Source organism: Natrinema gelatinilyticum, from assembly GCF_024266705.1.
GTDB classification, from domain to species: Archaea; Halobacteriota; Halobacteria; order Halobacteriales; family Natrialbaceae; genus Natrinema; species Natrinema gelatinilyticum.
The window spans coordinates 1,996,949-2,022,444 of the sequence record NZ_CP100756.1; the positions used below are offsets into that span (position 1 = coordinate 1,996,949).

Consider the following 25,496-nt stretch of genomic DNA (forward strand, 5'->3'; position numbering starts at 1 on the left):
GGTCCTTTCCGATCGGAGAGAGCTGATTTGGCGTCCCACCCACCGTCGTCTTTCGCCGCCATCTGAGCCGCTCGTGGGTGAGAGTGAGAACGCTCGAGGCGACAGTGACCTACTCTGGCGGCCGCTCGAGACCGATGCAATCGGGAGAACAGACGCCGACCGACGAATTCGGCTACCGGTCGGTCAGCAGGCGCCGCAGGATGTCACCGTAGGCGGGCCGGGTGATGATGACCCCGATGAACACCCCAAGGATGGTGATGATGGCGAACCCGCGGAGGTCCCCAAGGCTCAACACGGCCAGCGGCGAGAGGGCGACGATCGTCGTCGCAGCGGCCCCGCCGATCACCCAGAACGCTTTCCGGAACCGCGACTGGAAGACTCGAGCGGAGCTGACGTCGCCTTCGTCCATCACCTCGTCGGCGATGATCACGAGGTCGTCCACACCGGTCCCGACGACCGCGATGAACCCGGCGACGTGGGAGAGATCTAGCGGCATGCGTATCAGCGCGGCGAACCCGAGCAGGATCACCACCTCCGACATCGCGGTGACGATCATCGGCAGGGCGACGCGGGTGTCGGTATAGCGGGTGTATACGACGGCGCTGACGGTGACCACCGAAAGTAGCCCGATCAACAGTGAGTACTGCTTGAACTGCTCGGCGTGGGACGGTTCGATCGAGTAGACCTGGCTCCCCTCGAAGTCGAGCGGTGCGCGCAGGCTGCCGGCCCGGAGGTTGACCGAGAGCGACTGGGCGTCCTGCTGGGTCTGTGCGCCCATGAAGAACGACGGGTCGTCGGCCCAACTGCCGCTTTGCATCGAACTGGCGAGGTTCGGACCCATGCTGTGGGCGTCGACGACCTCTCCGTCGACCACGGTCAGGAGACAGTACTGCTCACCTTCGTGGTCGAAGCTGATGCTGTCGCCGCCGCGAAGGCTGCACATACCGACTCCCTCTCCAGTGAAGCCGAGGTCGTTCATCCGCTGTTGGAACTGCGGTGCGGCCTCGTCTTTGACCTGGACGGGGACCTGATATCCGCTCATTCGCTCGTCTTGCTGTGGCGGATCGACGTTCGCAATGTCCTCTCCTGTCAGTACCGTCTCGTTGGTCTGGTTGGTCTGGTTGGTCTGATTGCCGCTTTCGTTCGGGTAGTAGGCGACGACTTCGACGACCCCGCGTTCGGAGAGCAGGGTTCGAAGCTCGTCGGATCCCATGTTCGGCACTTCGACGACGATGTAGTGCTCATCGTCCACCGTCGAGGCCTCGTAGACCGTGCCGCCGGAGAGCCCCGCTGCGTTGATCTTGGTTTGGATCGTCTTGATCATCTGCTCGCGAGTCTGCTCGGTGACACCGTCTCGAATATCGTCCTCCGAGGCGTCGACGTTCGCCGCCTGCAACGCGGCCGCGAACTCGGCTTCGGTCACGTTCTCGGTGAACACCTCCGCGGTGACCGTTCCATCGTCCTGAACGTCGACGCTGGCGTCGGCCTGGTCGACGCCGAGCTCCTGGTACAGCGTCGTCTCGATTTCCTCGAGTCGCTCCTGATCGACCTCACCGTTGTCGCCGACCGCATTCGGCGCAATGTCTTCGGCCGTCATTCCGGTGACCGGGACTCTGATTCTCGTCCCGCCGTCTAAGCTGAGGCCGAACTCGAGGTTGGTGGCGCCGTTTTCGACGCTGTCCTCGGCGAGGCTGTCGTCGGCCACGATGCCGCCGGGGACGAACAGCGCGACGACGGCGAAGCCGATGAACAGGACGAGCAGGAGGACCCGCCAGTTGGATTTGATCGCGCCGATCGGGCTCATGATCGGATCCCCTCGAACTTGTACCAGCGGAGTAAGCTCAGGTTCAGCATGTAGGTGTTCATCAGGTCGGCCGCGAGGCCGACGAACAGGATGGTCCCGATCGACGACAGCAGGTCGATGCCGACCAGGGTCGCCGCGATGGCCATCACGAGCATCGCGGCCATCGACGTCACGGTCATCGTGACGCCGGTGCGCATCGCGCGGTACGTGCTCTCGTAGAAGTCACCGCTGCGGCGCAGGATGTGGTTGTTCAGTAGGATGTCGGAGTCGACTGAGTACCCGACCAACATCAGGAGGCCGGCGACCGTCCCGAGAGAGAGCGGAATGCCGGCGAGCGACATGAACGCGAGCGGGATCACCAGGTCCGAAAACGCCGAGATGATGATCGCGATCGAGGGGACAAACGTCCGAAAGAGCAGAAACGCGACGGCGCTCATGCCGACGAACGCGACGACGAGTCCCAGCAGGGCCGTCCGCTGGCTCTGCTCACCGAAACTCGCGGACGTCGAGGAGACCGACTGGACGATTTCGCTGTTACCGTTCGGCTCGAGGTTCTCCTCGGCCTGTCCGGAAAGTGCCTGGGAGTCCGTCTCCGAGAATCGGACGATGTACTCGTTGCCTCCGGCCCCCGTTACCGATTCGGGTTGCTCGTCGAACGCCGCCGGAATCTGTCCTTCCGGTGTCGTCGTCTGGACGGTCAACTCCGTCCCGCCGGCGAAGTCCATTCCAAGCGGAACCGGCGTCCCGTACATCAGAAACGAGCCGCTTAAGACGAGCAGTGCCACCGCGAGAACCGCGAGCGGAACCGCTGCGAGTTGGCGGTTACTGTACCGGGGATAATCGATCTCCGGTACGTCAAAATACGCCATATAGTTACCATCAAGCAGTCCTCCGAAGTAAGTTTTCTCAATTCCGACAGCATCTCGCGTCCGGCACGCGACGATTCACCCGCGAACGGATACCGATCGTGGCAGTAGTGACCGGAGTCTGGACGTGTCGCACTCGAGATCAGTCCGGCAGATACCGAACGCTCACCACCCCGTCGTCCGCCGAGCGCCGAACTTCCACGCGAACCGCTTCGAGTCGGGCCGCTCGAGCGATCGTCTCCTCGTCTTCGAGGACGTCACGAGCCGCGGCTTCGACTTCTCCTTCGGGGACGCGAAACATGTGGATCTCACCGGTTCCGGCCCGTTCTTCCTTGACGAGGTCGCCGATCTCGGCCTCGGCCGCGAGGTCCGCGGCGTGACGGGTCGGCTCGAGGTCGCTGTCGACGAGGTCGATCGCTCGCCGTTCCGCGACGTCGATCACCTCCCAAGTGACCTCCAGGGGCGGCTCAGGTACGACCGTCGCCTCGAGAACGTCGTGGACCTCGAGGCCGGGGTTCGACGCGAGGGTGTGGACCTGTGCGGTGTCGACGTCGCGGACGACCGCCGACTCGGATTCGGCGTGCGTGACGACGAACGTGCCCGTCTTTTCGGTCATGCCTGGTCCTATGCGGGGGGGCGGTTTCCGGGTTTCGTCTTTCGACCGCCACCGGGGCCGAGTCGAGATCCGAACGCGAACGACTGTCGCTGCCTCGATAGTCCGAGCGCGTCACGGAACGACTTTATCGAAGGCGGTCCCGTCCTCCCGTATGAACGTCGACATCGGTAACGCGCTCGCGTCCGTCGCGTCGCCGGGCGTCTCGAGGGAATCCCTCGAGCGACTGGACGAGCAGGTGGCGGTCGCCCACGAGCGCATCGAACGTGGGATGGCGAACGAAGAACACGGCTACGAAGCGTTGAATCTGCCGGAACGAACGGACCCGGACGAAATCCGGACGGCGATCGAACCGGTTGCCGATGTCGAGACGATGATCACCGTCGGCATCGGCGGGAGTTCGCTCGGCGCGGCGACGATCACGAACGCGCTCGAGTCGGAGACGGAAACGATCTATCTGGACAACGTCGACCCCGAGTGGGTCTCACGCAACCTCGAGCGCGTCCGCTTCGAGGACGCGGCGATCAACGTCGTGTCCCGATCGGGGACCACGGCGGAGACGCTGGCTAACTTCCTGGTCGTGCGTGACGCGTTCGAGTCGGCCGGCGTCGACTGGACCGAGCGGACCATCGTCACGACGGGCGAATCGGGGCCGCTTCGCGACCTCGCGGACCGCCACGACTTGCCCTCGCTGAACGTTCCTGACGGCGTCCCGGGACGCTTCTCTGCGCTATCGGCCGTCGGCATGGTCGCCGCCGCAGTCTGCGGCCACGACCTCGAGGCGCTGGTCACGGGGGCGGCGGCCGAAGCGGAGACCCTCACGGAATCGCTGTTCGACTGCCCGGCGTACGCCTACGGCGCAACGACCTACGCGCTGGACGGACGAGGGGCCGGCGTGAACGCCGTGATGCCGTACGCGGAGTCGCTCGAGACGTCCGCGGAGTGGTTCGCCCAGCTATGGGCTGAGAGCCTCGGGAAAGACGATCTCGGCCAGACGCCGGTGCGGGCGCTGGGGGTGACGGATCAGCACTCGCAATTGCAGCTGTATCGGGCCGGTCCACGGGACAAGCTCGTCACCTTCGTCACGCCGCGGGGCGGTGGCGACCGGCCGATCCCCGACACCGGCGTCGAGGAACTGGCCTATCTCGGCGATTCGACGCTGGGAACGCTTCTCGAGGCGGAGTTCGAGGCGACGGAGGCCAGCCTCGCAGCCGCCGGCCGGCCGAACGTCCGCGTCGAAATCGACCGGGTCGACGAGTACGAACTCGGCGGCCTGCTCTACGGCATGGAAGCAGCGTGCGTCCTCGCGGGCGAACTGTACGGCGTCAATACCTTCGAGCAACCGGCCGTCGAGTGGGCGAAAAAGGCGACTCGTGGATTACTCGGTGGTGGTGAGTTCGCGGAAGCCGAAGCCGTCGCCGAGAAGACGGAACTCCGAATCGAACGGTAGTTCGCTCGCACGGTCATTCACGGTGGCGGCGTCTGGCCGTCGTCTGATTGCTGTGATTTGCGGCGGGTCTGGGGACGATTGCCGTCGGTCCGGTAACTGGTCAGGACGGACTGCTGTCCGGTTGCGGTGGGCCTATGAGTCCTCGCACGAACACACCTATATGACTGAGACTGCACAGGCCGACGAGGCCGGACCGATCGCCTCCGACGTCGTTCCCGGGATCGGAACCACTCTCGCGGGGATCACGATGATCGCGATGCTCGTTCCCGTCCGCCGCGGTGTCGGCAATCCTGTCATCTGGGCGGGGGTTGCCTTCGCCGTCGCCGCCGTTCTCTCTTTTCTGGTTCGTCGTCACAGCGGCATCGAGCGCCGTATCGCCGCACCGATCGCCGCGGTCTCGAGCGTAGCCGTCGTCCTGCTCGCCGGCTACGCCCTGAACCAGGGTATCACGGCACACACCGCCGTACCGGCGATTCCGATATCGATACCGGTCGTCTTCATCGGCTTCGTCACGGCCGGACTGACCGCCGGCATCAGCGTCGCGGACTACTACGGAATCGGAATCACCGGTCTCAGACGGCGGACCCAACTGACGCTTACCCTTTCGGTCGTCGGGCTCAGCGGACTCCTCGTCCCACAGATCGTGATGTTCGTCCTCGCAATCCCGGTTTATCCGTTCCTCGAAATGCTTTCCGAGATCGAACGGCTCGTCGCGACCCAGATCGTCAGTCAGCTCGGCGTGATCATCGGAACGGCTATCGTCGTCGTCGCGTTCCTTCGGACGACGGATCGTGATCTCTCGTTCATCGACCTTCGACGGCCGACGCTGCGTGAGGTCGCCTGGACCGTCGCCGGGCTGCTCGTCCTCTTCGGGACGCTCCAGGTCATCAGTATCCTCATGCAATCGACCGGCGTCGAGAGCGCAGAGCACGCGACGGCCCAGCGGGCCCAGGAGAGTCCCGAACTGCTGTTGATCCTGGTCCCGATCGCTATTCTCGTCATCGGCCCGTTCGAGGAACTGCTCTACCGAAACGTGATCCAGAAATCGCTGTACGGAACGTTTTCACGGTTCGGTTCGGTGGCTGTTGCCAGCGTGATCTTCGCGGGGGTTCACGTGCTCGCGTACGCCACGGACGGCCTGGGCGCGGTGATCGCCAGTCTCGGTACTGTCTTCGGGCTCTCGATCGTTCTCGGGACGATCTACGAACGCACCGATAACCTGCTCGTCCCGGCGCTGATCCACGGCCTGTACAACGCGGCCGTCTTCGCGAATCTCTATCTCATCTATCGGTGAGAACGAACCTGCGACGCCCCGTTACGACGAGTTCTTTCGCGCCAGTTCCGACCCACAGATCGGACAGCGGTCTTTCTGTTCGTCGAACTCGCGGCCACAGCCCTGACACTGGAACGACCAGTGCCGCTGTTCATCGATACCCTCCCGGGCGATCACTTCGACGTCGACGTTCAACTTCTCCGCGACGTTTTGCATCGCGTAATCGTCCGTGACGAGGACGCCGTCGAGTTCGAAACTCGCCGCGACGAGGCGAACGTCAGTGTCGGAGAGGACGTCGAGGTCACCCGATTCGCGGGCCGCGCGCCGGACCTTTTCCGTCGTGTCCTCGTTGGGAATGTGAATGTGCATCCCGGAGCCCTCCATCGCGTCGTAGCGATAGGCGCTCTCGTCCTCGAGTTCGTCGCGGACGAGCGGGATAGTCGCAGTCTGTTCTGTCGTATGAAAGTCGTGGATAAAAGCCGAGGAGTCGAGAACGTACATACCGTTAGCGCTGGACGACGATGTAGTCTTTCACCGCTTGGACGCGGTTGACGGGGACGAGAAAGCGGTCGGCGTCGTTGAGCTCGAAGTCGACGGCGCGACGCGAAATCGCTTCGTCGGGTTCGATGACGAGGTCGTTGAGCGCGCCCGATTTGAGGTCCATCGTGATGTTGTAGAGCAATCCGAGCTCGGTTCCGTCCGATCCCATGACGGACTTCCCCGAGAGATTCTCAGCGAGTATATCGCTCATGCTATCCCGTACTTACTAATCGGTATTAAAAACCATGGAGTGTGTGCGAAACGGTGCCGTAATCCCGTCTCCATCGGCACGTGAGCCCTCGTACCGCTCGAATCGTTGCGAATTCGAAGTGGACGCCTCCGGGTCACGCGTCTCTCGTGGCCGTCTCGAACTGGAGCACGTCCGACCACAGCGCACCCACGGCGTTCGGAACGGGAATGACGATGGGTTTAACTACGGCGCTACGGACGATTTAGGTAAGACCTTCTCGGGTGGTTCATCATGTCGGACACGAACACACGCGACCCTACATCCCTCAGAACGCCGATCGTTGCCGTCCTCGGACACGTCGATCACGGTAAGACAAGTCTCCTCGACAAAATCCGCGGTTCGGCGGTTATCGAGGGCGAAGCAGGCGCGATCACCCAGCACATCGGCGCGACTGCCGTCCCGCTGGACATCATCTCCTCGATCGCGGGCGACCTCGTCGATCCCGACGATTTCGATCTCCCCGGCCTCCTCTTTATCGACACGCCCGGCCACCACTCCTTTACCACGCTTCGGTCCCGCGGAGGTGCGTTGGCCGACATCGCCATCCTCGTGGTCGACGTCAACGACGGCTTCCAGCCCCAGACGCTCGAGGCCCTCGACATCCTTCGGCGCTCGCAGACGCCGTTTATCGTCGCAGCCAACAAGATCGACACCGTCCCCGGCTGGAACGCGACGGAGGACGCCCCGATAACCGCCACCTACGAATCTCAGTCGGATCGCGTGCGCCAGCGCTTAGACGAGAGCCTCTACGAGATCATCGGCAACCTCTCGGACGAAGGCTTCTCCGCGGATCTGTACTGGCGGGTACAGAACTTCCAGCGAAACGTCGGCGTCGTCCCCGTGTCGGCGATGACCGGCGAAGGGGTCCCCGACCTCCTGACGGTCATGATGGGCCTCTCCCAGCGCTACATGAAAGAGGAGATGGAGATCGACGTCACCGGTCCCGGCGTGGGGACCGTCCTCGAGGTCAAAGAGGAGAAAGGCTTCGGGACGACGATCGATACGGTGCTATACGACGGGACGATCAGGGCGGACGACACGATCGTCGTCGGGGGAATGAACGAGCCGATCGTGACCGACGTCCGCGCGCTGCTCCAGCCGCGTCCGCTCGCCGAAATCCGCACCGAAAGCCGCTTCGAGAAAGTCGACGAGGTTTCGGCCGCGGCCGGGATCAAGGTCGCTGCCCCCGAACTCGCAAATGCGATGGCCGGCGCTCCAGTCCGAGTCGTCCGCGACCGTGACGTCGACGACGTCATCGACGAGGTCCAGGCCGAGCTCGCGGATATCGCCGTCGATACCGCCGAGGAGGGCGTCGTCGTCAAAGCCGACACGCTGGGCAGTCTCGAGGCGATGGCCGACGCGCTCGGCGATGCGGAGGTCCCGATCGTCCGCGCCGAAGTCGGCGACGTCGCACCCCGGGACGTCTCGGTCGCCTCGACGGCCGACGATTCGAAACAGAAGGTCATTCTCGGATTCAACGTGGACGTCCTCGACGATGCAGACGACCGCGCAGATATCGAGGACGTGACGATATTCACCGACGAGGTCATCTATCAGCTGATCGATGAATACGAAGATTACGTCGAGGGGATCGAACAGGCTCAGCAGGACACCATCCTCGAGAACATCACCCGGCCCGCTCGATTCCGCATCCTGCCGGACCACACCTTCCGCCAGAACGATCCGGCAGTCGTCGGGGTCGAGGTAAATTCGGGGACGATCAAGAACAACACGGCCGTCGTCAAATTCGAGGGCAACGAACCCGAGCGAGTCGGCCAGATCAAGGGGATTCAAGAGCAGGGTGAAGACGTCGACGAGGCCCGCGCAGGCAACCGCGTGTCCGTCGCCATCGACGGCCCGACCGTCGGCCGCCAGATCGAGGAAGACGACGAACTCTGGGCCGAAATCCCCGAGAAACACGCGAAGATCCTCGAGCAGGAACTCGCGAGCGAAATTCCGGGCGACGAACTCGAGGCGCTGAACATGTACCTCGACAATCAGCGTAGTCGCGATCCGTTCTGGGGAAAGTGACGGTGTGTCTGCGGTAGTCGTTCTCGCCGAATACCCCGTGCAGTCGAATTGCGCCCACTGATACGGACTACTGTAAGTCATTGCCGGTGCAACCGCGACAGTCCTGCGGGTGCACCGGTACATCGTTACAGCAGACCGTATGACGCCGCGTGTTCCTCTCACTGAGCGGAGTTCGGACCCAGGCCCACCCCTCGTTGCTGACGAGTTCGGCGTCGACCCGGTTTGGGCGTGTGATCGATGGTGAGTAGCGTTCAACCGACACGGGCACTCCCGCTGACGTGAAGCGGACGGACCCTCGCCAGCTTCGTCCGAGGTGAGACGACGACCCACGCAACTGCGGGTGTAAGCATTACGCCGCTGTTCGTCGTAGATCAGCCCATGCTCGTAGCGTTCCGTCAGTACAAACACGAGGAGGTCCAGTTCGACGATAATCGGACGACCGGCGAGTCGCAGACGGAAGACACTGTGAACCCGGATTCGGAGGAGTATTTCGGCGTGGACATGGATGACATGGACGTGGAAACGTGGGAGACGATCGAGTACGAAGGTGATCCGATCCAGCGCCGCATCGTCACGATTGACGGTGTCACCGCTGTTTCTGTCCCACAGGACGCGGGCGGCGAGGGCGATCCCGATCTCCCCGGACGGACGCTCCAGTTCCGTCTGGGCGGCGGCACAGAGCGCGTCGACCAGGCCGAAATCGTCGAAGTTCAGGACGACGACCCTCATTGACATCCTCCTCGCCGTGAACGACGAGAATTCCTTACGCGTGGCATCGAACCCGCTGATTCGAGCCACCGAAGGCAACTTCCCAACCGCGGTGGTCGGTCCCGGTTTGTGCGTGATACGTCGGGCCTCGAAGAGGCGTGGTATGCTTGGGTATCCGCTTGCACCGCACAGGCCGTGCCATCGACCCGACTCGAACTCGCGTTCGAGTCTCGCGTCGGGTAGGCTCGCGTTTTTGATGACGGGGGAACGCCAAACCACCCCCACTTTTCCCGAGCGAGTCAACCCAGAAAACGACGCCAGTGGAGCTAAATCTTGGTGTTTGCGTCGTCGAATAACGCGATTCACGCCCCCCGTTCACGGCGGGATTCTCTCGCTGTTAAAAGGTAGTCGGCATCCGTCGGGTGGAATCGGACGGATTTCCGAGTGGCCGCCGGTGGCGGCGACCCGCTGTTTTGCGGGGCTCGCGATGCAAAGCAGGGGGGTGACAACCTGTATCGGGGACAGTGCGCTCCCGAAATCGTTTTCAATCGGTCGCGCGCACACTCGGTATGCCGACGGAATCGGACACTCATTATGACCCCTCGCTGGGGAACAAATTCATCTTCGTCACCGGCGGCGTCATGTCGGGACTCGGCAAGGGGATCACAGCCGCGAGCACCGGCCGACTCCTGAAAAACGCCGGGTTCGACGTCACTGCGGTGAAAATTGACCCGTACCTGAACGTCGACGCCGGGACGATGAATCCCTACCAGCACGGGGAAGTCTACGTCCTCGAGGACGGTGGCGAGGTCGACCTCGACCTGGGGAACTACGAGCGGTTCCTCGACATCGACATGACCTCAGACCACAACATCACGACGGGGAAGACGTACCAGCACGTCATCGAGAAGGAACGAGCCGGCGACTACCTCGGGAAGACGGTCCAGATTATCCCCCACATCACCGACGATATCAAGCGCCGGATCCGCGAAGCCGCCGAAGGCACCGACGTCTGTATCATCGAAGTTGGCGGTACTGTCGGCGACATCGAGGGGATGCCCTACCTCGAGGCGCTGCGCCAGTTCGCCCACGAGGAACCCGCGGAGAACGTCCTCTTTACGCACGTCACGCTGGTTCCGTACTCGAAGAACGGCGAGCAGAAGACGAAGCCAACCCAGCACTCGGTCAAGGAAGTCCGCTCCATCGGGCTCCAGCCGGACGTCATCGTGGGCCGGTGCGACGACCGCCTCGACCGACAGACGAAAGAGAAGATCGCGCTGTTCTGTGACATCCCCACCGAGGCGGTGTTCTCGAACCCCGACGTCGACGACGTCTATCAGGTGCCGTTGATGGTCGAAGAGGAAGGACTCGACCAGTACGTCCTGGAACACTTCGGTCTCGCGGACGATGCGTTGCCCGAGGGCGAGCGGACGAACGACTGGCGCGAAATCGTTACGACCGACAAGACCGGCACGGTCGACATCGCGCTAGTCGGCAAGTACGATCTCGAGGACGCGTACATGTCGATCCACGAGTCGCTGAAACACGCCGGTTTCGAGGTCGGCATCGACGTCGACGTCCACTGGGTGGCAGCCGACGACCTGAGCAACGGTCACGACGGCCAGCTCGAGAGTGTCGACGGGATCATCGTCCCCGGTGGGTTCGGCATGCGGGGCTCCGAGGGCAAGATCGAAGCGGTCCGGTACGCCCGCGAAAACGACATTCCCTTCCTCGGGCTCTGTCTGGGCTTTCAGATGGCTGTCGTCGAGTACGCCCGGAACGTGTTGGGCCTCGACGGCGCTCACTCGGCCGAAATGGACGAGGACACGCCCCATCCCGTCATCGATATCCTGCCCGAGCAATACGAGGTCGACGACATGGGCGGGACGATGCGACTCGGTGAACACACGACGGTCATCGAACCTCAGACGCTGGCCTACGACCTCTACGGCGATACGTCCTGCTCCGAGCGACATCGCCACCGCTTCGAGGTCAACCCAGGGTACTTCGACCGGTTCGAAGACGAGCCGCTGGTGTTCTCGGGTACCGCCGGCAATCGGATGGAGATTCTCGAACTTGAGACGCATCCGTTCTTCCTCGGGACGCAGTTCCATCCCGAGTACACGTCACGACCCGGCCAACCGAGCCCACCGTTCCTCGGACTGGTCGAAGCGGTCCTTGAGCACTCCGGCGCCCACAGCGCTACCGACGGCACCGACGCGGACACAGAAACGGAGGTAACTCACTGATGGTAGACACAGACACGTTCGTTCCCGACGCAGTGGCAGAAATCGACGAAGAAATCGGCGACGCCAACGCCGTCATCGCTCTGTCGGGTGGCGTCGACTCTTCTGTCGCCGCCGCCCTGGCGTACGAGGCAATCGGCGACCGCCTGACCCCGGTTTACGTCGACACCGGGCTGATGCGGAAAGGCGAGACTGATCAGATCCGAGAGACGTTCGACTACATGGAGTCGCTTCGAGTCGTCGACGCGAAAGACCGCTTTCTCGAGGCCCTGTCGGGCGTCACCGATCCCGAGGAGAAACGCGAGATCATCGGCGAGCAGTTCATCCGCGAGTTCGAGCGCGAGGCTACGGACGCGAACGCAGATTACCTCGTCCAGGGGACGATCTACCCGGACCGGATCGAGAGCGAAGGCGGGATCAAGTCCCACCACAACGTCGGCGGGTTGCCCGAGGTCGTGGATTTCGAGGGTATCGTCGAACCGGTGCGGGACCTCTACAAGGACGAAGTGCGCGAGGTTGCGCGCCATCTCGGACTCGACGAACTCGTCGCAGAGCGAATGCCGTTCCCGGGCCCGGGGCTGGCAGTGCGGGTCATCGGAGAGGTCACGGAGGAGAAACTCGAGGTTGCCCGCCACGCCTGTCACGTCGTCGAAGCGGAACTCGAGGAGTACGATCCGTGGCAAGCCCTCGCGGCCGTCATCGGCAAAGCGACGGGCGTCAAAGGCGACAACCGGGTTCACGGCTGGGTCGTCTCCGTGCGCTCTGTCGACTCCCGCGACGGAATGACGGCTCGGGCTCAGGAAATCGACTGGGAGACGCTCCAGCGCATACAGTCACGGATCACGGGCACGAACGAGAACGTCGCCCGCGTCGTCTATGACGTGACCCACAAACCGCCCGCGACTATCGAGTACGAATGAGCTCGGTCACGACCGCAATCGTCGCCGGTCCCGACGAGAACGGCATCGCAGCGGCACTCGAGACCGAAGGCGTCGACGTAACCCGCCTCGACGGCGTCATCTCGCGCCCGCAACTCGAGGAGGCTGGGATCGTCGCCGCCGATCTGTACGTGCTGACCGATATCGGGCAGGCGACGACGATCCCGATCGTCTGCGACCTGAACGACGACGTCCGAACCGTCGTCTACGCCCACAGGACGGTCCCCGAGTTCGTCAAAGGCCAACTCGATCTGGCGATCGACCCTCAGCTCATGGACGCGAGCGTCGTCGCCGACGAACTCGTCGACTGACGCGCTCGAGCGGTCGGCCGACGGTCACGAGTGAGCGGCCGAAGTCCCGATACGGTTTCTACGATTCCAGTTCCGTGACCTGCTCGATCATTCAGACACTATAACCGGCGTATGAACAGTCTCGAGGCCGGTTTCGGTGGACTGAATTCATATTAAATTCGGCGGAATTCGGTGTAAGATCGGTATACCATCACCGCCGTTCAAGTAGCAGTCTCAGGTAGCGTCGGACGGAGGTCGACGGGCAGACCCCACCAATGGCACCCACCACCTGTACCCGCGACTTCCAGCAACCCCACCACAGCACCCTTCCCCCACTACTGCCAACCGATTCTCAGTGACGCGGGCTTCCCCCACCGGCTCGCGTCACACCCTGCAATTCTGGCAATCGGGACGCGGTGATTACGCCGCGTCCCGGGGATGGACCGCTCGGGGATCGTACTTCCTTTCCGTGAGTCCTACGACATCGCCAGTAGCGATGGTACACCCGTCTCGTCCTGATCGAGTTCTCGGACCCGAGCCAGACACGACACGGACGTTCATCGAGTCGCACGATACTCGCGTGGATCGAGTTCGGGACCGGCCGTAAACAGAGGTACGCGGCCGGTTCCGTCCGAACGCAGCGTCGATGCGGGTACTCGAGCGAAGCGGGCTGTCTCGTCGACGCGTCGATGCCGTCGCGAAGGGAGTGCCTAACGGACTGCTGCTCCCCGGGCCTCGCGTGTCAGCGTGCGGAGCGCCTCACGCTTCTCCGTCGGCTGCTCCCTCGTCGTTCTCTGCGCCGGCCTCGACGTGTTCGTCCTCGCGGCTCCGGTCGTCCGCCCGTGCGAGCTCCACTATTGTCTCTGCCTCGGAGATGACAATTTCCTCGAGCGCGAGGGCGGCCGTTTCGGCGGTGCCCGGTAGACAAAAGATTGGGGTCTCCTCGGCGATGCCGGCGAGCGTTCGGACGGCGACGACTCGCGTCCCAATCCGATCGTATACCAGTGTGGTGACCAGTTCGCTGAAGGCGGTCAGCTCTTTCTCGAGAAGCGGCCCGACGGCCTCGAGTGTGTCGTCGTCGGGTTCGACGCTCGTCCCGCCGGCAGTGATGACGACCTCCGCGTCCATGCGGTCGACGAGCCGCGAGACGATCGACTGTACCTGGTCGTAGTCCGAGTTGACGTGTTCTCGCACGGTGATCTCTGCCCCCGCACCCTCGATCCCGTCGATGATCGCCGTTCCCGCCGGGTCGTCCTCGAGGCTTCGATCGGACGAGATGGTGACGACGGCGACGCGGAGCGGTTCCGCTGTAGGCCCGTAACTATCGTCCACGTCCGGTTCGCTCATAGGCCATGTTCGAGGGCCGGCGAATAAAACCTCTGGCCGAAAAAGAGACATTGCAGGGGGATTGCCGAAGTGTTATACACCGTGTTTCCGTTGCCCACCGTACATGCTGGCAGTCAAAGTTACCGAACACGGCGACACGGACGTCCTCGAGTACGGTGAAGTTCCCGATCCCGAAGTCGGACGGGACGACGTACTGGTCGACGTCAAGGCGGCAGCGCTCAACCACCTCGACATCTGGACCCGACGGGGAATGCCGGGGCTGAACCTCGAGATGCCACACATTCCGGGAAGTGATGGAGCGGGAATCGTCGAGGAAGTCGGCGAGGACGTCACTCGATTCGAGGAAGGTGACCGCGTCGCGCTCTCGGCCGGTGTCGGCGACCTGCGGATGGACGATCCGACGCTCGATCCGCGCTTTCACATCATCGGCGAGCACGTTCCCGGTATCCACGCAGAGTACGCCGCGATATCCGAGGATAATCTGATTCCGGTCCCTGAGGACGTCGACTGGGAAGTCGCGGGCTCGAGCTGTCTGGTCTTCCAGACTGCCTGGCGAATGCTGATCGAACGAGCAGACCTCGAGGCCGGTGAATCAGTCCTCGTCCTCGGCGCGAGCGGTGGGGTCGGCCACGCCGCCCTCCAGATCGCCGATCACGCGGGTGCGGAGGTGTACGCGACCGGCAGTTCCGAGGAGAAACTCGACTACGCCCGCGAGCACGGTGCAGATCACGTCTGTAACTACGAAACGGAGAATTTTGCGGACTGGGTCCGCTCCGAGACGGGCGGGCGCGGCGTCGACGTCGTCGTCGAACACGTCGGTGCGCCCACCTGGCAGGACTCGCTCGCGAGCCTCACCAAGGGGGGCCGACTCGTCACCTGCGGCGGTACCGGCGGCGGCAACCCGGAGACCGACATCCCGCGCATCTTCTGGAATCAACTCGAGATCATCGGCTCGACGATGGCCACGCCCGACCAGGTCGACGACGTAATGAACCTCGTCTGGGACGGCACCTTCGAGCCGGCGATCCGCGAGGAATTGCCGATGAGCGAATCCCAGCGCGCCCACGAGATCATCGAGAATCGCGAAGGGTTCGGCAAGGTCGTCGTGCGTCCGGACAGCGAATTGTAACGGGTTGGCACGCTCGAGCGGCGCTGTCTGCGACCGGTCGACTCGCCGATTTCGTTTGGCTGTGGAATCGTGAGGGCTTTCACTGGGCAGACGAAACGGTCGCTCGTGAGTTCGAGCGACGACGGCGGCTACGTCCACGACCCTGCGGCGTTCGACGGCGGCGCGGACGACGAAGGGCAACTCGAGACGTCGGGCGACCGCGACCCAGGGAGTGGATCGCCCCACCCCGACGCGGCCGATCGCAGGTTCGACTGGCGCGGCTGGTTGCTCGTCGCCGTCATCGTTTTCGCGTTTCTCGTCGCTCCGACCGCCATCTTTCTGGTCCCACCCGGTGCCGAAGGCTATCGCTTCGCGCTGTTGATCCTGCCGCTTGCGCCCGCCGTCGTACTCGCGATTACGGCCGTTTGGGCGACGACGCGACCGTGACGACCGTGAAAACGGATCACGGTAGTTGACTCGGGTGGCTGACTAATCACACGAAAAGACGACTGACGATCCATCAATCGACGACCGGCGAACTACGCTTGCGCTTTGCGGACGTCCTCGAGCCGATCGAGGACGACCGATCCGTCGCTGACGTCCCGGTCCGGCGTCTCCTCACGGTCGACGTACGCGGTCACTGCGTCGTAGAGGCGATCGGCCTGTGCGCCGGTGAATCGATCCGTGTCGCTGTCGGTCTCGACGGTTTCGAGTATCTCGAGAACCCACTCCGGCGGGGTTTCGTCGTCGTCGAGCGCGTCGTCGAGGCGGTTCGATACGACGTAGTGGACGACCCATCGTTCGTCTCTAGAGAGCGTGACTTCGTACGTTTCGGTTTTCGGTGGTGAGGAGCTCATTTCGTCACACGGACCTGTTTCGTCGGTCCTCAAACAACGCTACGAACAGCGGTGTAATAAGCCTTGTTACCGTATGGCATAGTCGCGGACGAGACCCGACGGTATTCGTCAGACGGAGGGCTCACTCGAGTGCTCGAGGACGCCTCGTCCGTCACCACAGATAGAGAGGTAGTCGCACGATCAAAAGCTTCTAACAGAATCGCATCCAGAATTTAGATAGGAGCAGACGCCGATGGACTTTGCGACATTACCAGAGAAGATCGCGACCGGCCGTCTTGGGGTCGCACTTTCGCGATTCCTTCCAGCGACGCCCATCTGGGAGCGCGAGTGGGACGTCTGTTGTGTACTCGACGGCTGCCGCCTCGATCTCATGCGCGAGGTCGCGGCTGCGGGCCACGACGCGCTTCCCGAACCCGAGCGGGTCGGCTCTCTCTGGTCGGTCGGCTCGCAGTCCGCCGAGTGGATGGACCGGACCTTCAGCCCGGCGTACCGCGAGGTAATGTCACGGACCGCGTACGTGACCGGTAACCCGTTTTCGTCACAGCCATGTGAGCACCTCCTCGTCACCTCCGACGACGTCCTTCCCCTGACGAGCGACGATTTCGCTGTCTTTCACGAGGCCTGGCGGGACGACTGGGTCGACGACGACATCTCGACGATTCCCCCGGAATCGCTGACCGACGCTGTAATCGCAATCTGGCGCGAGCGCGAGGAACTGAACGTCGACCGCATCATCGTCCACTACATGCAACCGCACGCGCCCTTCCGATCGCGAGCGGAGTGGTTCTTCGGTTCGGCCGATATCGAACACTGGGGGCAGTTCACCGACGGTGACGGCGACCAGGACGACCTCGATCTCGCCGACCTCTCGCCGGAGGAACGCGAGGCGCTGGAGGCCATCGCCGAGGCCGAGGCCGAAGCCGAGGACGATGGCAATTCGATGAACGACCCCTGGCTACGCCTACGCGACGGCGACCTCTCGTTCGACGCGGTCTGGGGCGCCTATCGGGACAACCTCGAGTGGGTCCTCGACGACGTCTCTCGACTGCTCGCGAACTGCGACGGGACCGTCGCGATGACCAGCGATCACGGGAACGGGCTCGGCGAGTTTGGCGTCTGGTCGCACCCGCCGGGGGCGCCGATCCCCGCGCTCCGGCGGGTTCCCTGGGTGGTCAGGGAGGGACGGAACCGGGACACCTGCGATCCGGCCCTTCCCAACGCGATTCGCGAGGAACGGACGACGACCGACGACGTCGGGTCGCGCCTCGAGGCGCTGGGGTACCGGTGATGGGACTCGGGTCCGTTCGGGACGCAATCTACGCGCTCCGGAAGGCTCGACTGGGACTCGAGCGCCGCCGCCTCGATTACGGTCGAGAGACCCGCGAACGCGCCGACCGGCTGTCGGAGATTCTTCCGGCTACGGCCGCCGAACTCCGGGCGTTCGAACGCGAGTACGAGTCCCTCGAGTGGTTTCACGACACCTACGCGGATCGCGTCGTCGAAATTCACGAGGCCGGCGTCGCCACCGACACCACCCACTGGCGAGACGGCGTCACCGTCTACGTCGTCTGTCGCGCACTGGGGGTCGAGACCGCCGTCGAAACGGGCGTCCTCTTTGGCTCGTTCGACGCCCACATCCTCGCCGCGATAGTCGAGAACGGCGGCGGAACGCTTCACTCGGTGGACCTGCCCGGCGGCCCGCCGGGCCCGTTCGAGTACGGCCACCTGATCCCCGACCGGTGTCGCGACCGCTGGCACCTCCACCGCGGCGATGCACGCGAGGTAGTACCCGATCTGCTCGAGCGCGTCGGCCCCGTCGACCTGTTCCTCCACGATTCGGACCACCGGTTGCCGCACATGCGCTTCGAGTACGAGACCGCGCTGGACCACCTCGAGGCGGGCGGCGTACTCGCGAGCCACGACGTCCGGCTCTCCGCGCTGTTCGATCGGTTTTCGGACACCAACGGGCTCGAGTCGTGCGTCGTCTGTGATACGGGTATCGCGCGGTTGTGAGCCGGATGCCGTGGCCGTGGAACGGTCACGGTACGGGAGTCCGATACAGACATCGGCCAGGAAGGCGGTAGAGACACGTCACAGACTGTCGAACTCATCAGATCCTGAGATAGGCTATTTACCGCGGATTGGGATATAATAGTGTATGGAGCCACAGGCCGAACGAGTCTGTCATATTCTCATCGGCATTTCGTTAGTTCTGCTGACGATTGGCATCGGATACGATTTCATCGTCGGCACGCAACTGGCAGATTTCCTGGTGATAATCGGGGGACTCTTCCTCGGGTGGGTGGCGTTTCTCTACTGTCTGGGCAACGCAACGTTTTGGGGGTAATGCAGTCGTGTCTCCGGCCATTCGACCGTCCGACGGCGGACTCGAGAGTCACGATGGTCGATGCTCGAGCGTGCGAGAGGAAGTCAGGGACGAACCGAAGAAACACGCAGGATCTTTGCTCTGGGGGCCTTCTGTTCCTCCCTGTGAGATGGGGAATTCTATCACCGATACGCAATTACGTCTTTTCGAGTCATCCGTTGTTCCGTGCGATCACCGGCTTCTCAGACGCTCGTACTACAACAGCGGCTGAAATCCGCAAAATCAGTACACGGTTGAAGCCACGCGAACGGCAAACGGCCCCGTCCAACCGATCACAGTTGGTGTCCCGGCAGCAACTATGCCACCGATGATCTATCCTTCACCCTCGGATTGGTAGGGTTCACCGACTGAGTGCCGAGGGAGGAAGTTCATTACTTCCGTTTCCAAATCATCCGCGGATACAAATCTGTCATCGCTGGTTTGACTGATGATCTCCCCGAGATTTTCCGTTCCCTCGGCGAGTATCAACGTTATGTCCTCGGTCTGTGAAATGGCTTCGTCACGGCTAATGGGGTATTCAAACTCCGAGAGTACTGAATCGAGCTGATCGAGTTTGACTTCGGAGGCCATAATTCGAACCCCACCGTCCAAAGTGATAAAGGCACGTTCACTTCTTCCCAGAAAATCCAGATGCATATCGTATCACACCGTCGGAATCCCTCGAGAAACCGAAGGATGGCTGGCCCGCGTGTCACGTACTGACCAGGAACAAATATTCGCGCTTCAGCGCGGGGAGACGCGTCGTCGATGTTTGCTCCGACTCGTCGGTATCGCTCAGAAATGTACCGGGTACCCATCGCAGTTCCATTCCCGGCTTCCCCGGCTATGTGGACGTATCCGTCAGGAGTGGGTCAGTCGAATACCGCCTCGAGAAACAGCTCCCCCGCCGGCGACAACCCCGACAATGCATCCGCGGCCAGCACCGCCGCGGCGCCGGTCCACGTCGGGCGTTTGCCCGGCCAGAACTCCCCGTCCTCGAACTGATAGCCGGTCCAGAAGACACCGTCATCGTCAGTCCACTGAAAGAGCCACTCGTAGATCTCTCGAGCCCGCTTCGTCCGGCCGACCGCGGCCAGCGAGATGACCAGCTCACAGGACTCGGCGACGGTCACCCAGGGCTCGTCGTCCACGCAACGACACCCTCGCCCCTCCTCTACGAATCGATCCGTCCCGGCCTCGAGTCGCTGGCGGGCCACGTCGTCGGTCAGCACACCACAGAGGACGGGATAGAACCAGTCCATCGCGTACCGCGACTTGCTCTCCCAGGTGCGGTCGAACCGGTCGGGACGCGAGCGAATCGCCTCCCCGAGCCGGGTGCGGGCCTCGAGCCATCGATCTCGGTCGTCCGAATTACCGAGTTCATCTGCGATCGCAGCACCGCACGCGAGGCTCTTGTAAATCGAGGCACAACCGGAGACGAGCGCGTCCTCGTATACCGCGCCGTCCGCCCCGACGGTCCAGTAAATCTCGCCCGTGGCGGCCTGCTGGCGGCACGCGAATGCGAGGGCGTTACGAACCGTCGGCCAGAGTTCCTCGAGAAACGATCGGTCGCCGGTACAGCAGTAGTGGTGCCAGGCACCGACGGCGACGTAGGCGCTTCGGTGGGTCTCCTTGCGCGGTTCGTCGCTGGCGTGTGACCCGTCGCCGTCCTTCGAGTCGCCGTAGGTCGCCCACAGTGCCCCGTCGACGTGCTGTGCGTCGGCCACCCAGCGGTACGCACGGCGGGCGGCTTCGTTTCGGCCGGCGACGGACAGCCCCATCGCGCTCTCGACGTGATCCCAGGGATCGGCCGGCCCGTCGGGATACCAGAGAATGAGTCCGTCCGATCGCTGGACCCGTTCGATGTAGTCCACCGCGGACTCGAGGTCCCACGCGGTCAGCGTTTGCCGACCGGTCACGTCGCTCACAGTCGACCCTCCAGTCGGAAGTAATAGACGACGCTCTTGCCGACGAGTGGATCGAGCGCTCGTTCGAGCAACCGGACAGGCCGGGGTGACTTCAGGACGTCCCACTCGAGGAAGCGGTCGTAGATCCGGAGCGGAAGTGGCGGATCGCCGCGCTGGTCGCGGTCCCACCAGAGACACTTCAGCCACCAGTAGGGGGCGTGCAGCGCGTGGGCGAAGTGACCGTCAACCCTGCGGAAGCCGCGCCGTTCGATCGCAGCGCGCAGTTCTGCCCGGTCGAAGATGCGGACGTGGCCCCCCTCCACCTGATGATACTCGTCCGAGAGCGCCCAGCAGACGCGCTCGGGGCCGGCTCTCGGCACGCTCACCGCGAGCGTGCCGTCCGGCGCACAGACCCGCTGCAGTTCGTCGATCGCCACCTCGTAGTCGGGGAGGTGCTCTAAAACCTCGGTACAGAGCACGACGTCGAAGGCCCCGTCTTCGAACGGCAGCCGAAGCGCATCGCCAGCACAGAACGTGACCGGGACGTCGGTCGCCCCGGCGATGTACTCGTCGTAATCGTCGGCGGCGGCCGCCAGATTGTCCGGCCCGAGATCTAGCCCAACCACTTCGGCGACGTTCTCGAGGGCGGCGGCGTGGACGTGTCGGCCCTCGCCACAGCCGACGTCGAGGACCCGGGTTTCGGGGGTCAGCGTGAGCCGGTCGAAATCGATCGTCTCCATCTCAGGCCCCCTGACCCTGTGTTTCGATGGCGGTGTGATACGTTCGTACGGTTTCGCGGGCGGCCCGCTCCCAGTCGAACTCCTCGACGATGCGGCGTCGCCCTCGCTCGCCAAGGCGCCGACGGCGCGCGCCGTCCCCGAGCAACTCGCGGATGGCGTCTGCGAGCGCCGCTGGATCTTCCGGCTCGACGAGGACGCCGGCGTCGCCGACCACCTCGGGGAGACCGCCGCCGGTGGTCGCGACGACTGGGACGCCACAGGCCAGCGCCTCGCCAGCGGGGAGGCCGAAGCCTTCGTACAGGGAGGGGACGACCGCCACGTCGGCGGTCCCATAGAGGTCGACCATTCGATCGTAGCTGATCTCGCTGTGCGTTTCTATCGCGTCTCCGATCCCCAGTTCCGAGACCAGTCGATCGCAGTCGCCGCCGTCGTCGAACTCGCCGACGACGACGAGTTCGGCGTCGACGTCACCGCGAACGTCCGCAAACGCCTCGAGCAGGTAGCGCGCGCCTTTCAGCGGCACGTCGGCGCTGACGGTCGTCATCACGCGCGGCCGGTCGCGCGGCCTGTCCCGGGGTTCGAACAGGTCGGTATCGATACCGTTGTGGACGACTCGAATCGCGTCCGGATCGGCACCGAAGTCCGCGACGGTGTGCCGCCTGGCGGACTCCGAGACGGTCAGGACGTGGGGCAAATCCTGTACGACGTCGCGTTGCATCTCGAGAAACCGGTACCACCGACGGATCAGCAGGCGCTCTTTCCAATCGTCGGCCGCAGCGAGTGCGGCGTCTTGGTCGACGGTGATCGGATGGTGGACGGTCGCGACGACCGGGTGGCCCCGCTCGCGAAGCGTGTGGAGTCCGTGACAGAGCGACTGGTTGTCGTGGACGACGTCGTAGTCGGGTTGGTGATCCTCGAAGTAGTCGACGACGCGGCGGCCAAACGCGTATGGGTCCGGAAAGCCGCCGGTGAGGGCGCTCAGCCACTCGTAGAGCGCGAGCGGGTCGCGAAGATACGACAGTTCGAATTGTCCGAGTCGGTCGAGTTCGTCGACGACGTTCTCGCCGGGTAGTCGGATCAGTCCGACGTCGTTGTCGAGATCAGGGTACGGTTTCCCCGATATCACGTCGACGGAATGGCCGAGTTCGGTCAACGCTCGGCTGAGATACTTCACGTAGACACCCTGTCCCCCCGAGTACGGGTTCGACCGATAGCTCAGCAAACAGACGTTGAGTGGCTCGTCGGCGGACTCGCCCGCCTCGAGCGACAGCTCCGACTCCGCTGGCGCCCCCGCAGCGGTCGACCCCACTGCCGACACGGACGAGGTGATACTACTCCCCCGAAGAAGACGTCTGAACGTACCAGTGACCATCGCAGTTTATCCTGCATGTATGGTCACTCCCTCATAAACCTCTCGCTCGTGTACTGTTTCTTGACAATGTCCCATCCAGAGATGTGACTCCTCGTGCGCCGGGTGGCGAAGCGAGAACCGTCCATCCGTGCCCTCGAGCGGTCAGTATCCCTCGGCTCGCAGCTCCCTCGTCTCGCGGCCGCCGGCGCGAATCCGGTTGGCGTGCCGGCTGGTCCGCGGGCCTGCTCGCCAGTCGACACGTTCTGCCCCGGTCGCTACTCGGTGTCCCGACGCATGGCAATCTCGAACCACGGGCAGAGCCGAAGCTGGCGGTACCATTCCGGGTGCGCGTCGAGTCGATCGTACGGGACCCACATCAGCCCTGCGACCTCCGTTTCGTCGGGCTCGAGACTCCGATCGGACAGCGTTAGCTTGAGGACGGCACAGACCTCGTGTTCGACGCCCTCGTTTTCGAAGTAGCGCTTGTACTCGAAGCGGTCGGTCAACCGCAGGTCGTCGTACTGATCGGGCGTGATCCCGAGTTCCTCCTCGAGTCGCTCGCGGGTCGCCTCCTCTTGACTCTGCCCCTCGACGGGGTGGGACGCGACGGTGCCGTCCCAGAAGGTCCCCCAGAGACGCTTGTCGGGCGCGCGCTGGGCGAGTAAGATGTTTCCCTCGCCATCGAAGACGAGCGAGGTGAACGCGCGGTGGCGAATCCCGTCGCCGGTGTGGGCTTCGAGCCGATTGACGAGGTCGAGTTCGGTATCGTCGGCGTCGACGGCGATCACGTCCTGTCTCGCGTTCTCGTGTTCTATGTCCTCCTGGGGTGTACTCATATCCAGACAATCACATTGCCTCTTGAAACCAGTATCGTCTCGTCTCGACCGTTTCGAATCGAAATCACGGAGATTTCCGCGTTCGTTCGTATCGTCCCGTCGAAAGAACGGACGGTGTCGGACCCGATCGTCGATTCGATCCGTCTGCCCCTGGAACCGTCCGTGGCTGTGATCGACGCCCGTCTCGAGCGACGACATTCACGCGGTCTCGGCACAGCGGATGCAATCTGACGCCCGGCGGCTACAGCAATCCGTCGTCCGGATCGGGTTGATAGCCCTCCCCGACGGCGGTCCTGAGCGTCCGCGGATTCGTCTCGACCGTCAGGGATTCGGTTTCGAGCATCTCCCCGTCGAGACTGTACTCGACGGAGTCCCGCCTGCTCTCGATCACGAGCGACGGCGTTCGCCGGCGAACGATGTGGTCGCTATCGCGTCCGAACAGTTTCTGCATGGCTGCACCACCGAGCAGGTTCAACGCCGCGGCATCCTCGACGATCGTCACCTCGAGCAGGCCGTCCTCCACGTCGGCCTGCGCCGTTCGCGCGCCCGTGAACCGTCGACAATTCCCGATGAGGACGAACATGGCCCGTCCTTCCCACGCCCGGGTCCGTTCCCCGTTCGGCCCTTGTTCCGTCTCGACCCGGAGCGGGAGCGAGTCGAACGAGCCCATCGTCTTGAGCGTGTTCTTGACGTACGCGAGAACGCCCAGGTTCGCCTTACTCTCCGGGGTCGTGTTACTGCTCGCCTCGGCGGTGATGCCGCCGACGCAGGAGTTGAGGAAGATCCGGTCGTTCGCAATTCCGACATCGATCGACCGCCGTCTCCCCTCCTCCATCACCGAAAACGCGTGTTCGATCCCCTGGACGCCGATGTTCGTCGCAAAGTTGTTTCCCGTTCCCGCCGGGACCACGGCGAAGGTCGTCGTTTCGAGTGCATCCGCGGCCGCGAGTCCGTTGACCACGGCGTTTACCGTGCCGTCGCCGCCGACTGCGGCGACGAGGTCCGCGGTGGGGGCGACGTCGCGAGCGATTCTGTTTGCGTCACCGCCTTCCTCGGTTTTTCGAATCCTGAACCCGTGTTCGGTCCCTAATGCGACGACGTCGTCGACGTGGTCCTCGCTACCACTCACGGGATTGAGGACGATCACGCGGTCGTCACTCTGACCGTCTGTCGACCCCTCCGATTGCATGGCATGGGAAACGCCGGCCGAGGACAAAAGAGTCTGGCCGGCGTATGCGTTTCTGTGTATCGCGTCGACCTCCATACACACACGCGATTCTTCCACGGACACCGAGCGATCGGCGATCGGTTCGACCCCGTCGGCGTCCGCCTGCTCACAGAGATGGCCGACCGGCGCAGTCTCGACGGGGTCGTGACGACCAATCACGATTACTACACGGCGTTCGACCCGTCTCCGGACGTCGAAACGTTGCCCGGGATCGAGATCACGACGGACCGCGGCCACGTTCTCGTGGTCGGGCCCGACCCGCCCGCGGCGACGAAGCCTGGTGCCCTCTCTCCCCGCGAGGCGGTCGCGCTAGCACACGACCGCGGCTGTGCTGCCATCGTCGCGCACCCGTTTCGAAACAGCTCGGTCCGGGAACTCGATGACGTCCCGTTCGACGCGATCGAGGTCAACGGCAAACACCCCCGATCGAGACCGCTCGTCGAGGAACTGGCGGAAGACCGCGACCTGCCGCTCGTCGGCGGCAGTGACGCGCACTATCCGTTCGAGGTGGGGCGAGCGTATACCGTCATCGAGGCCGATCGGCTCACGCCCGAGGGGATCGTCGACGCGATCCGCGACGGTCGCGTGAGTGCGCGCGTCCACCGATCGTGGTACGATCGGTTGCTACGCAAAGGCTACCGGACCATCCACGACCGCAAGCGGGTCATCGACGCGCTCGAGCGGCCGACGCCCGGCGTCGGACGGCCACCGGGCGAGGACTGACGACCCGCAGCCGAGTTCGTTCGCC

Annotated in this window: 26 protein-coding genes; 13 read left to right on the plus strand and 13 right to left on the minus strand. The window is 63.6% G+C overall.

What is annotated here, in order from left to right:
• Positions 1–172 precede the first annotated feature (172 nt).
• From NJU76_RS09700 to NJU76_RS09710, 3 genes are all read right to left on the minus strand, one after another.
• Positions 173–1,804, minus strand: a complete 1,632-nt coding sequence (locus NJU76_RS09700; RefSeq protein WP_254527966.1) for a preprotein translocase subunit SecD — start codon at positions 1,802–1,804, stop codon at positions 173–175.
• Positions 1,801–2,673 (minus strand): protein translocase subunit SecF, encoded by an 873-nt coding sequence (gene secF, locus NJU76_RS09705; RefSeq protein ID WP_254527967.1) that lies wholly within the window; start codon positions 2,671–2,673, stop codon positions 1,801–1,803. The genes NJU76_RS09700 and secF overlap by 4 nt, the downstream gene beginning before the upstream one ends.
• 139 nt (positions 2,674–2,812) lie before the next feature.
• On the minus strand, positions 2,813–3,286 hold the full coding sequence (locus tag NJU76_RS09710; RefSeq protein WP_254527968.1) for a DUF5812 family protein: 474 nt from the start codon (positions 3,284–3,286) through the stop codon (positions 2,813–2,815).
• Between the two features lie 151 nt (positions 3,287–3,437).
• Between NJU76_RS09710 and NJU76_RS09715 the strand changes: the two genes are divergently transcribed.
• Together NJU76_RS09715 and NJU76_RS09720 are read left to right on the plus strand one after the other, a co-directional pair.
• Positions 3,438–4,733, plus strand: coding sequence for a glucose-6-phosphate isomerase (locus NJU76_RS09715; protein ID WP_254527969.1), 1,296 nt, complete (start codon positions 3,438–3,440; stop codon positions 4,731–4,733).
• Between the two features lie 160 nt (positions 4,734–4,893).
• The gene (locus NJU76_RS09720; protein ID WP_254527970.1) at positions 4,894–6,027 is read left to right on the plus strand and encodes a CPBP family intramembrane glutamic endopeptidase; all 1,134 of its coding nucleotides are present in this window, start codon (positions 4,894–4,896) and stop codon (positions 6,025–6,027) included.
• A 21-nt stretch (positions 6,028–6,048) separates the two neighbouring features.
• Here the strand turns inward: NJU76_RS09720 and NJU76_RS09725 are convergent, their stop codons facing one another.
• On the minus strand, positions 6,049–6,507 hold the full coding sequence (locus NJU76_RS09725) for an NOB1 family endonuclease (RefSeq protein ID WP_254527971.1): 459 nt from the start codon (positions 6,505–6,507) through the stop codon (positions 6,049–6,051).
• Between the two features lie 4 nt (positions 6,508–6,511).
• Entirely contained in the window at positions 6,512–6,757 is a 246-nt protein-coding gene (locus tag NJU76_RS09730) for a PRC-barrel domain-containing protein (protein ID WP_254527973.1), read from the minus strand.
• Positions 6,758–7,027: 270 nt separating this feature from the next.
• Here NJU76_RS09730 and infB point away from each other — a divergent pair, with 270 nt between their 5' ends.
• The 5 genes from infB (at position 7,028) to NJU76_RS09755 (ending at position 13,030) form a co-directional block, all read left to right on the plus strand.
• Positions 7,028–8,827, plus strand: a complete 1,800-nt coding sequence (gene infB, locus NJU76_RS09735) for a translation initiation factor IF-2 (RefSeq protein WP_254527975.1) — start codon at positions 7,028–7,030, stop codon at positions 8,825–8,827.
• A gap of 378 nt (positions 8,828–9,205) precedes the next feature.
• Positions 9,206–9,559, plus strand: coding sequence for a hypothetical protein (locus NJU76_RS09740; protein ID WP_254527976.1), 354 nt, complete (start codon positions 9,206–9,208; stop codon positions 9,557–9,559).
• Between the two features lie 545 nt (positions 9,560–10,104).
• Positions 10,105–11,784, plus strand: coding sequence for a CTP synthase (gene pyrG, locus NJU76_RS09745; RefSeq protein ID WP_254527978.1), 1,680 nt, complete (start codon positions 10,105–10,107; stop codon positions 11,782–11,784).
• Entirely contained in the window at positions 11,784–12,701 is a 918-nt protein-coding gene (gene guaA, locus NJU76_RS09750) for a glutamine-hydrolyzing GMP synthase (protein WP_254527980.1), read from the plus strand. The genes pyrG and guaA overlap by 1 nt, the downstream gene beginning before the upstream one ends.
• Entirely contained in the window at positions 12,698–13,030 is a 333-nt protein-coding gene (locus tag NJU76_RS09755; protein ID WP_254527986.1) for a DUF7126 family protein, read from the plus strand. The genes guaA and NJU76_RS09755 overlap by 4 nt, the downstream gene beginning before the upstream one ends.
• A gap of 738 nt (positions 13,031–13,768) precedes the next feature.
• Here the strand turns inward: NJU76_RS09755 and NJU76_RS09760 are convergent.
• Positions 13,769–14,356: a MogA/MoaB family molybdenum cofactor biosynthesis protein gene (locus tag NJU76_RS09760; protein ID WP_254527988.1), complete on the minus strand. Its 588-nt coding sequence runs from the start codon at positions 14,354–14,356 to the stop codon at positions 13,769–13,771.
• 103 nt (positions 14,357–14,459) lie between these two features.
• Here NJU76_RS09760 and NJU76_RS09765 point away from each other — a divergent pair, with 103 nt between their 5' ends.
• Together NJU76_RS09765 and NJU76_RS09770 are read left to right on the plus strand one after the other, a co-directional pair.
• Positions 14,460–15,485 carry a zinc-binding dehydrogenase gene (locus NJU76_RS09765; protein WP_254527990.1) on the plus strand — a complete coding sequence of 342 codons (1,026 nt, stop codon included), beginning with the start codon at positions 14,460–14,462 and terminating at the stop codon, positions 15,483–15,485.
• A gap of 105 nt (positions 15,486–15,590) precedes the next feature.
• A complete protein-coding gene (locus tag NJU76_RS09770; protein WP_254527991.1) occupies positions 15,591–15,911 on the plus strand; it encodes a DUF7977 family protein in 321 nt (106 codons plus the stop codon).
• A 92-nt stretch (positions 15,912–16,003) separates the two neighbouring features.
• Here the strand turns inward: NJU76_RS09770 and NJU76_RS09775 are convergent, their stop codons facing one another.
• Positions 16,004–16,321 (minus strand): DUF7853 family protein, encoded by a 318-nt coding sequence (locus NJU76_RS09775; RefSeq protein ID WP_254527992.1) that lies wholly within the window; start codon positions 16,319–16,321, stop codon positions 16,004–16,006.
• A 232-nt stretch (positions 16,322–16,553) separates the two neighbouring features.
• On the opposite strand from NJU76_RS09775, the gene NJU76_RS09780 reads away from it, so the two are divergent.
• The 3 genes from NJU76_RS09780 (at position 16,554) to NJU76_RS09790 (ending at position 18,668) form a co-directional block, all read left to right on the plus strand.
• Positions 16,554–17,609, plus strand: a complete 1,056-nt coding sequence (locus NJU76_RS09780) for a hypothetical protein (protein WP_254527993.1) — start codon at positions 16,554–16,556, stop codon at positions 17,607–17,609.
• Positions 17,609–18,334: a class I SAM-dependent methyltransferase gene (locus tag NJU76_RS09785; RefSeq protein WP_254527994.1), complete on the plus strand. Its 726-nt coding sequence runs from the start codon at positions 17,609–17,611 to the stop codon at positions 18,332–18,334. Before NJU76_RS09780 ends, NJU76_RS09785 begins: the two co-directional genes overlap by 1 nt.
• Positions 18,335–18,479: 145 nt before the next feature.
• On the plus strand, positions 18,480–18,668 hold the full coding sequence (locus NJU76_RS09790; protein ID WP_254527995.1) for a hypothetical protein: 189 nt from the start codon (positions 18,480–18,482) through the stop codon (positions 18,666–18,668).
• 351 nt (positions 18,669–19,019) lie between these two features.
• Here NJU76_RS09790 and NJU76_RS09795 read toward each other — a convergent pair whose 3' ends face one another.
• The 6 genes from NJU76_RS09795 to NJU76_RS09820 all read right to left on the minus strand — a co-directional run bounded on the left by NJU76_RS09795 (position 19,020) and on the right by NJU76_RS09820 (position 24,709).
• Positions 19,020–19,277: a DUF5789 family protein gene (locus tag NJU76_RS09795; RefSeq protein WP_254527996.1), complete on the minus strand. Its 258-nt coding sequence runs from the start codon at positions 19,275–19,277 to the stop codon at positions 19,020–19,022.
• A 281-nt stretch (positions 19,278–19,558) separates the two neighbouring features.
• Positions 19,559–20,614 carry a glucosidase family protein gene (locus NJU76_RS09800; RefSeq protein WP_254527997.1) on the minus strand — a complete coding sequence of 352 codons (1,056 nt, stop codon included), beginning with the start codon at positions 20,612–20,614 and terminating at the stop codon, positions 19,559–19,561.
• On the minus strand, positions 20,611–21,333 hold the full coding sequence (locus NJU76_RS09805; RefSeq protein ID WP_254527998.1) for a class I SAM-dependent methyltransferase: 723 nt from the start codon (positions 21,331–21,333) through the stop codon (positions 20,611–20,613). The genes NJU76_RS09800 and NJU76_RS09805 overlap by 4 nt, the downstream gene beginning before the upstream one ends.
• A 1-nt stretch (position 21,334) precedes the next feature.
• A complete protein-coding gene (locus tag NJU76_RS09810) occupies positions 21,335–22,705 on the minus strand; it encodes a glycosyltransferase family 4 protein (RefSeq protein WP_254528000.1) in 1,371 nt (456 codons plus the stop codon).
• A gap of 254 nt (positions 22,706–22,959) precedes the next feature.
• The gene (locus tag NJU76_RS09815) at positions 22,960–23,520 is read right to left on the minus strand and encodes an NUDIX hydrolase (protein WP_254528002.1); all 561 of its coding nucleotides are present in this window, start codon (positions 23,518–23,520) and stop codon (positions 22,960–22,962) included.
• 241 nt (positions 23,521–23,761) lie between these two features.
• Positions 23,762–24,709 carry a diacylglycerol/lipid kinase family protein gene (locus NJU76_RS09820; RefSeq protein WP_254528009.1) on the minus strand — a complete coding sequence of 316 codons (948 nt, stop codon included), beginning with the start codon at positions 24,707–24,709 and terminating at the stop codon, positions 23,762–23,764.
• A gap of 54 nt (positions 24,710–24,763) precedes the next feature.
• Here NJU76_RS09820 and NJU76_RS09825 point away from each other — a divergent pair, with 54 nt between their 5' ends.
• Complete coding sequence (locus NJU76_RS09825) at positions 24,764–25,471, plus strand: PHP domain-containing protein (RefSeq protein ID WP_254528010.1); 708 nt, start codon at positions 24,764–24,766, stop codon at positions 25,469–25,471.
• Positions 25,472–25,496 lie beyond the last annotated feature (25 nt).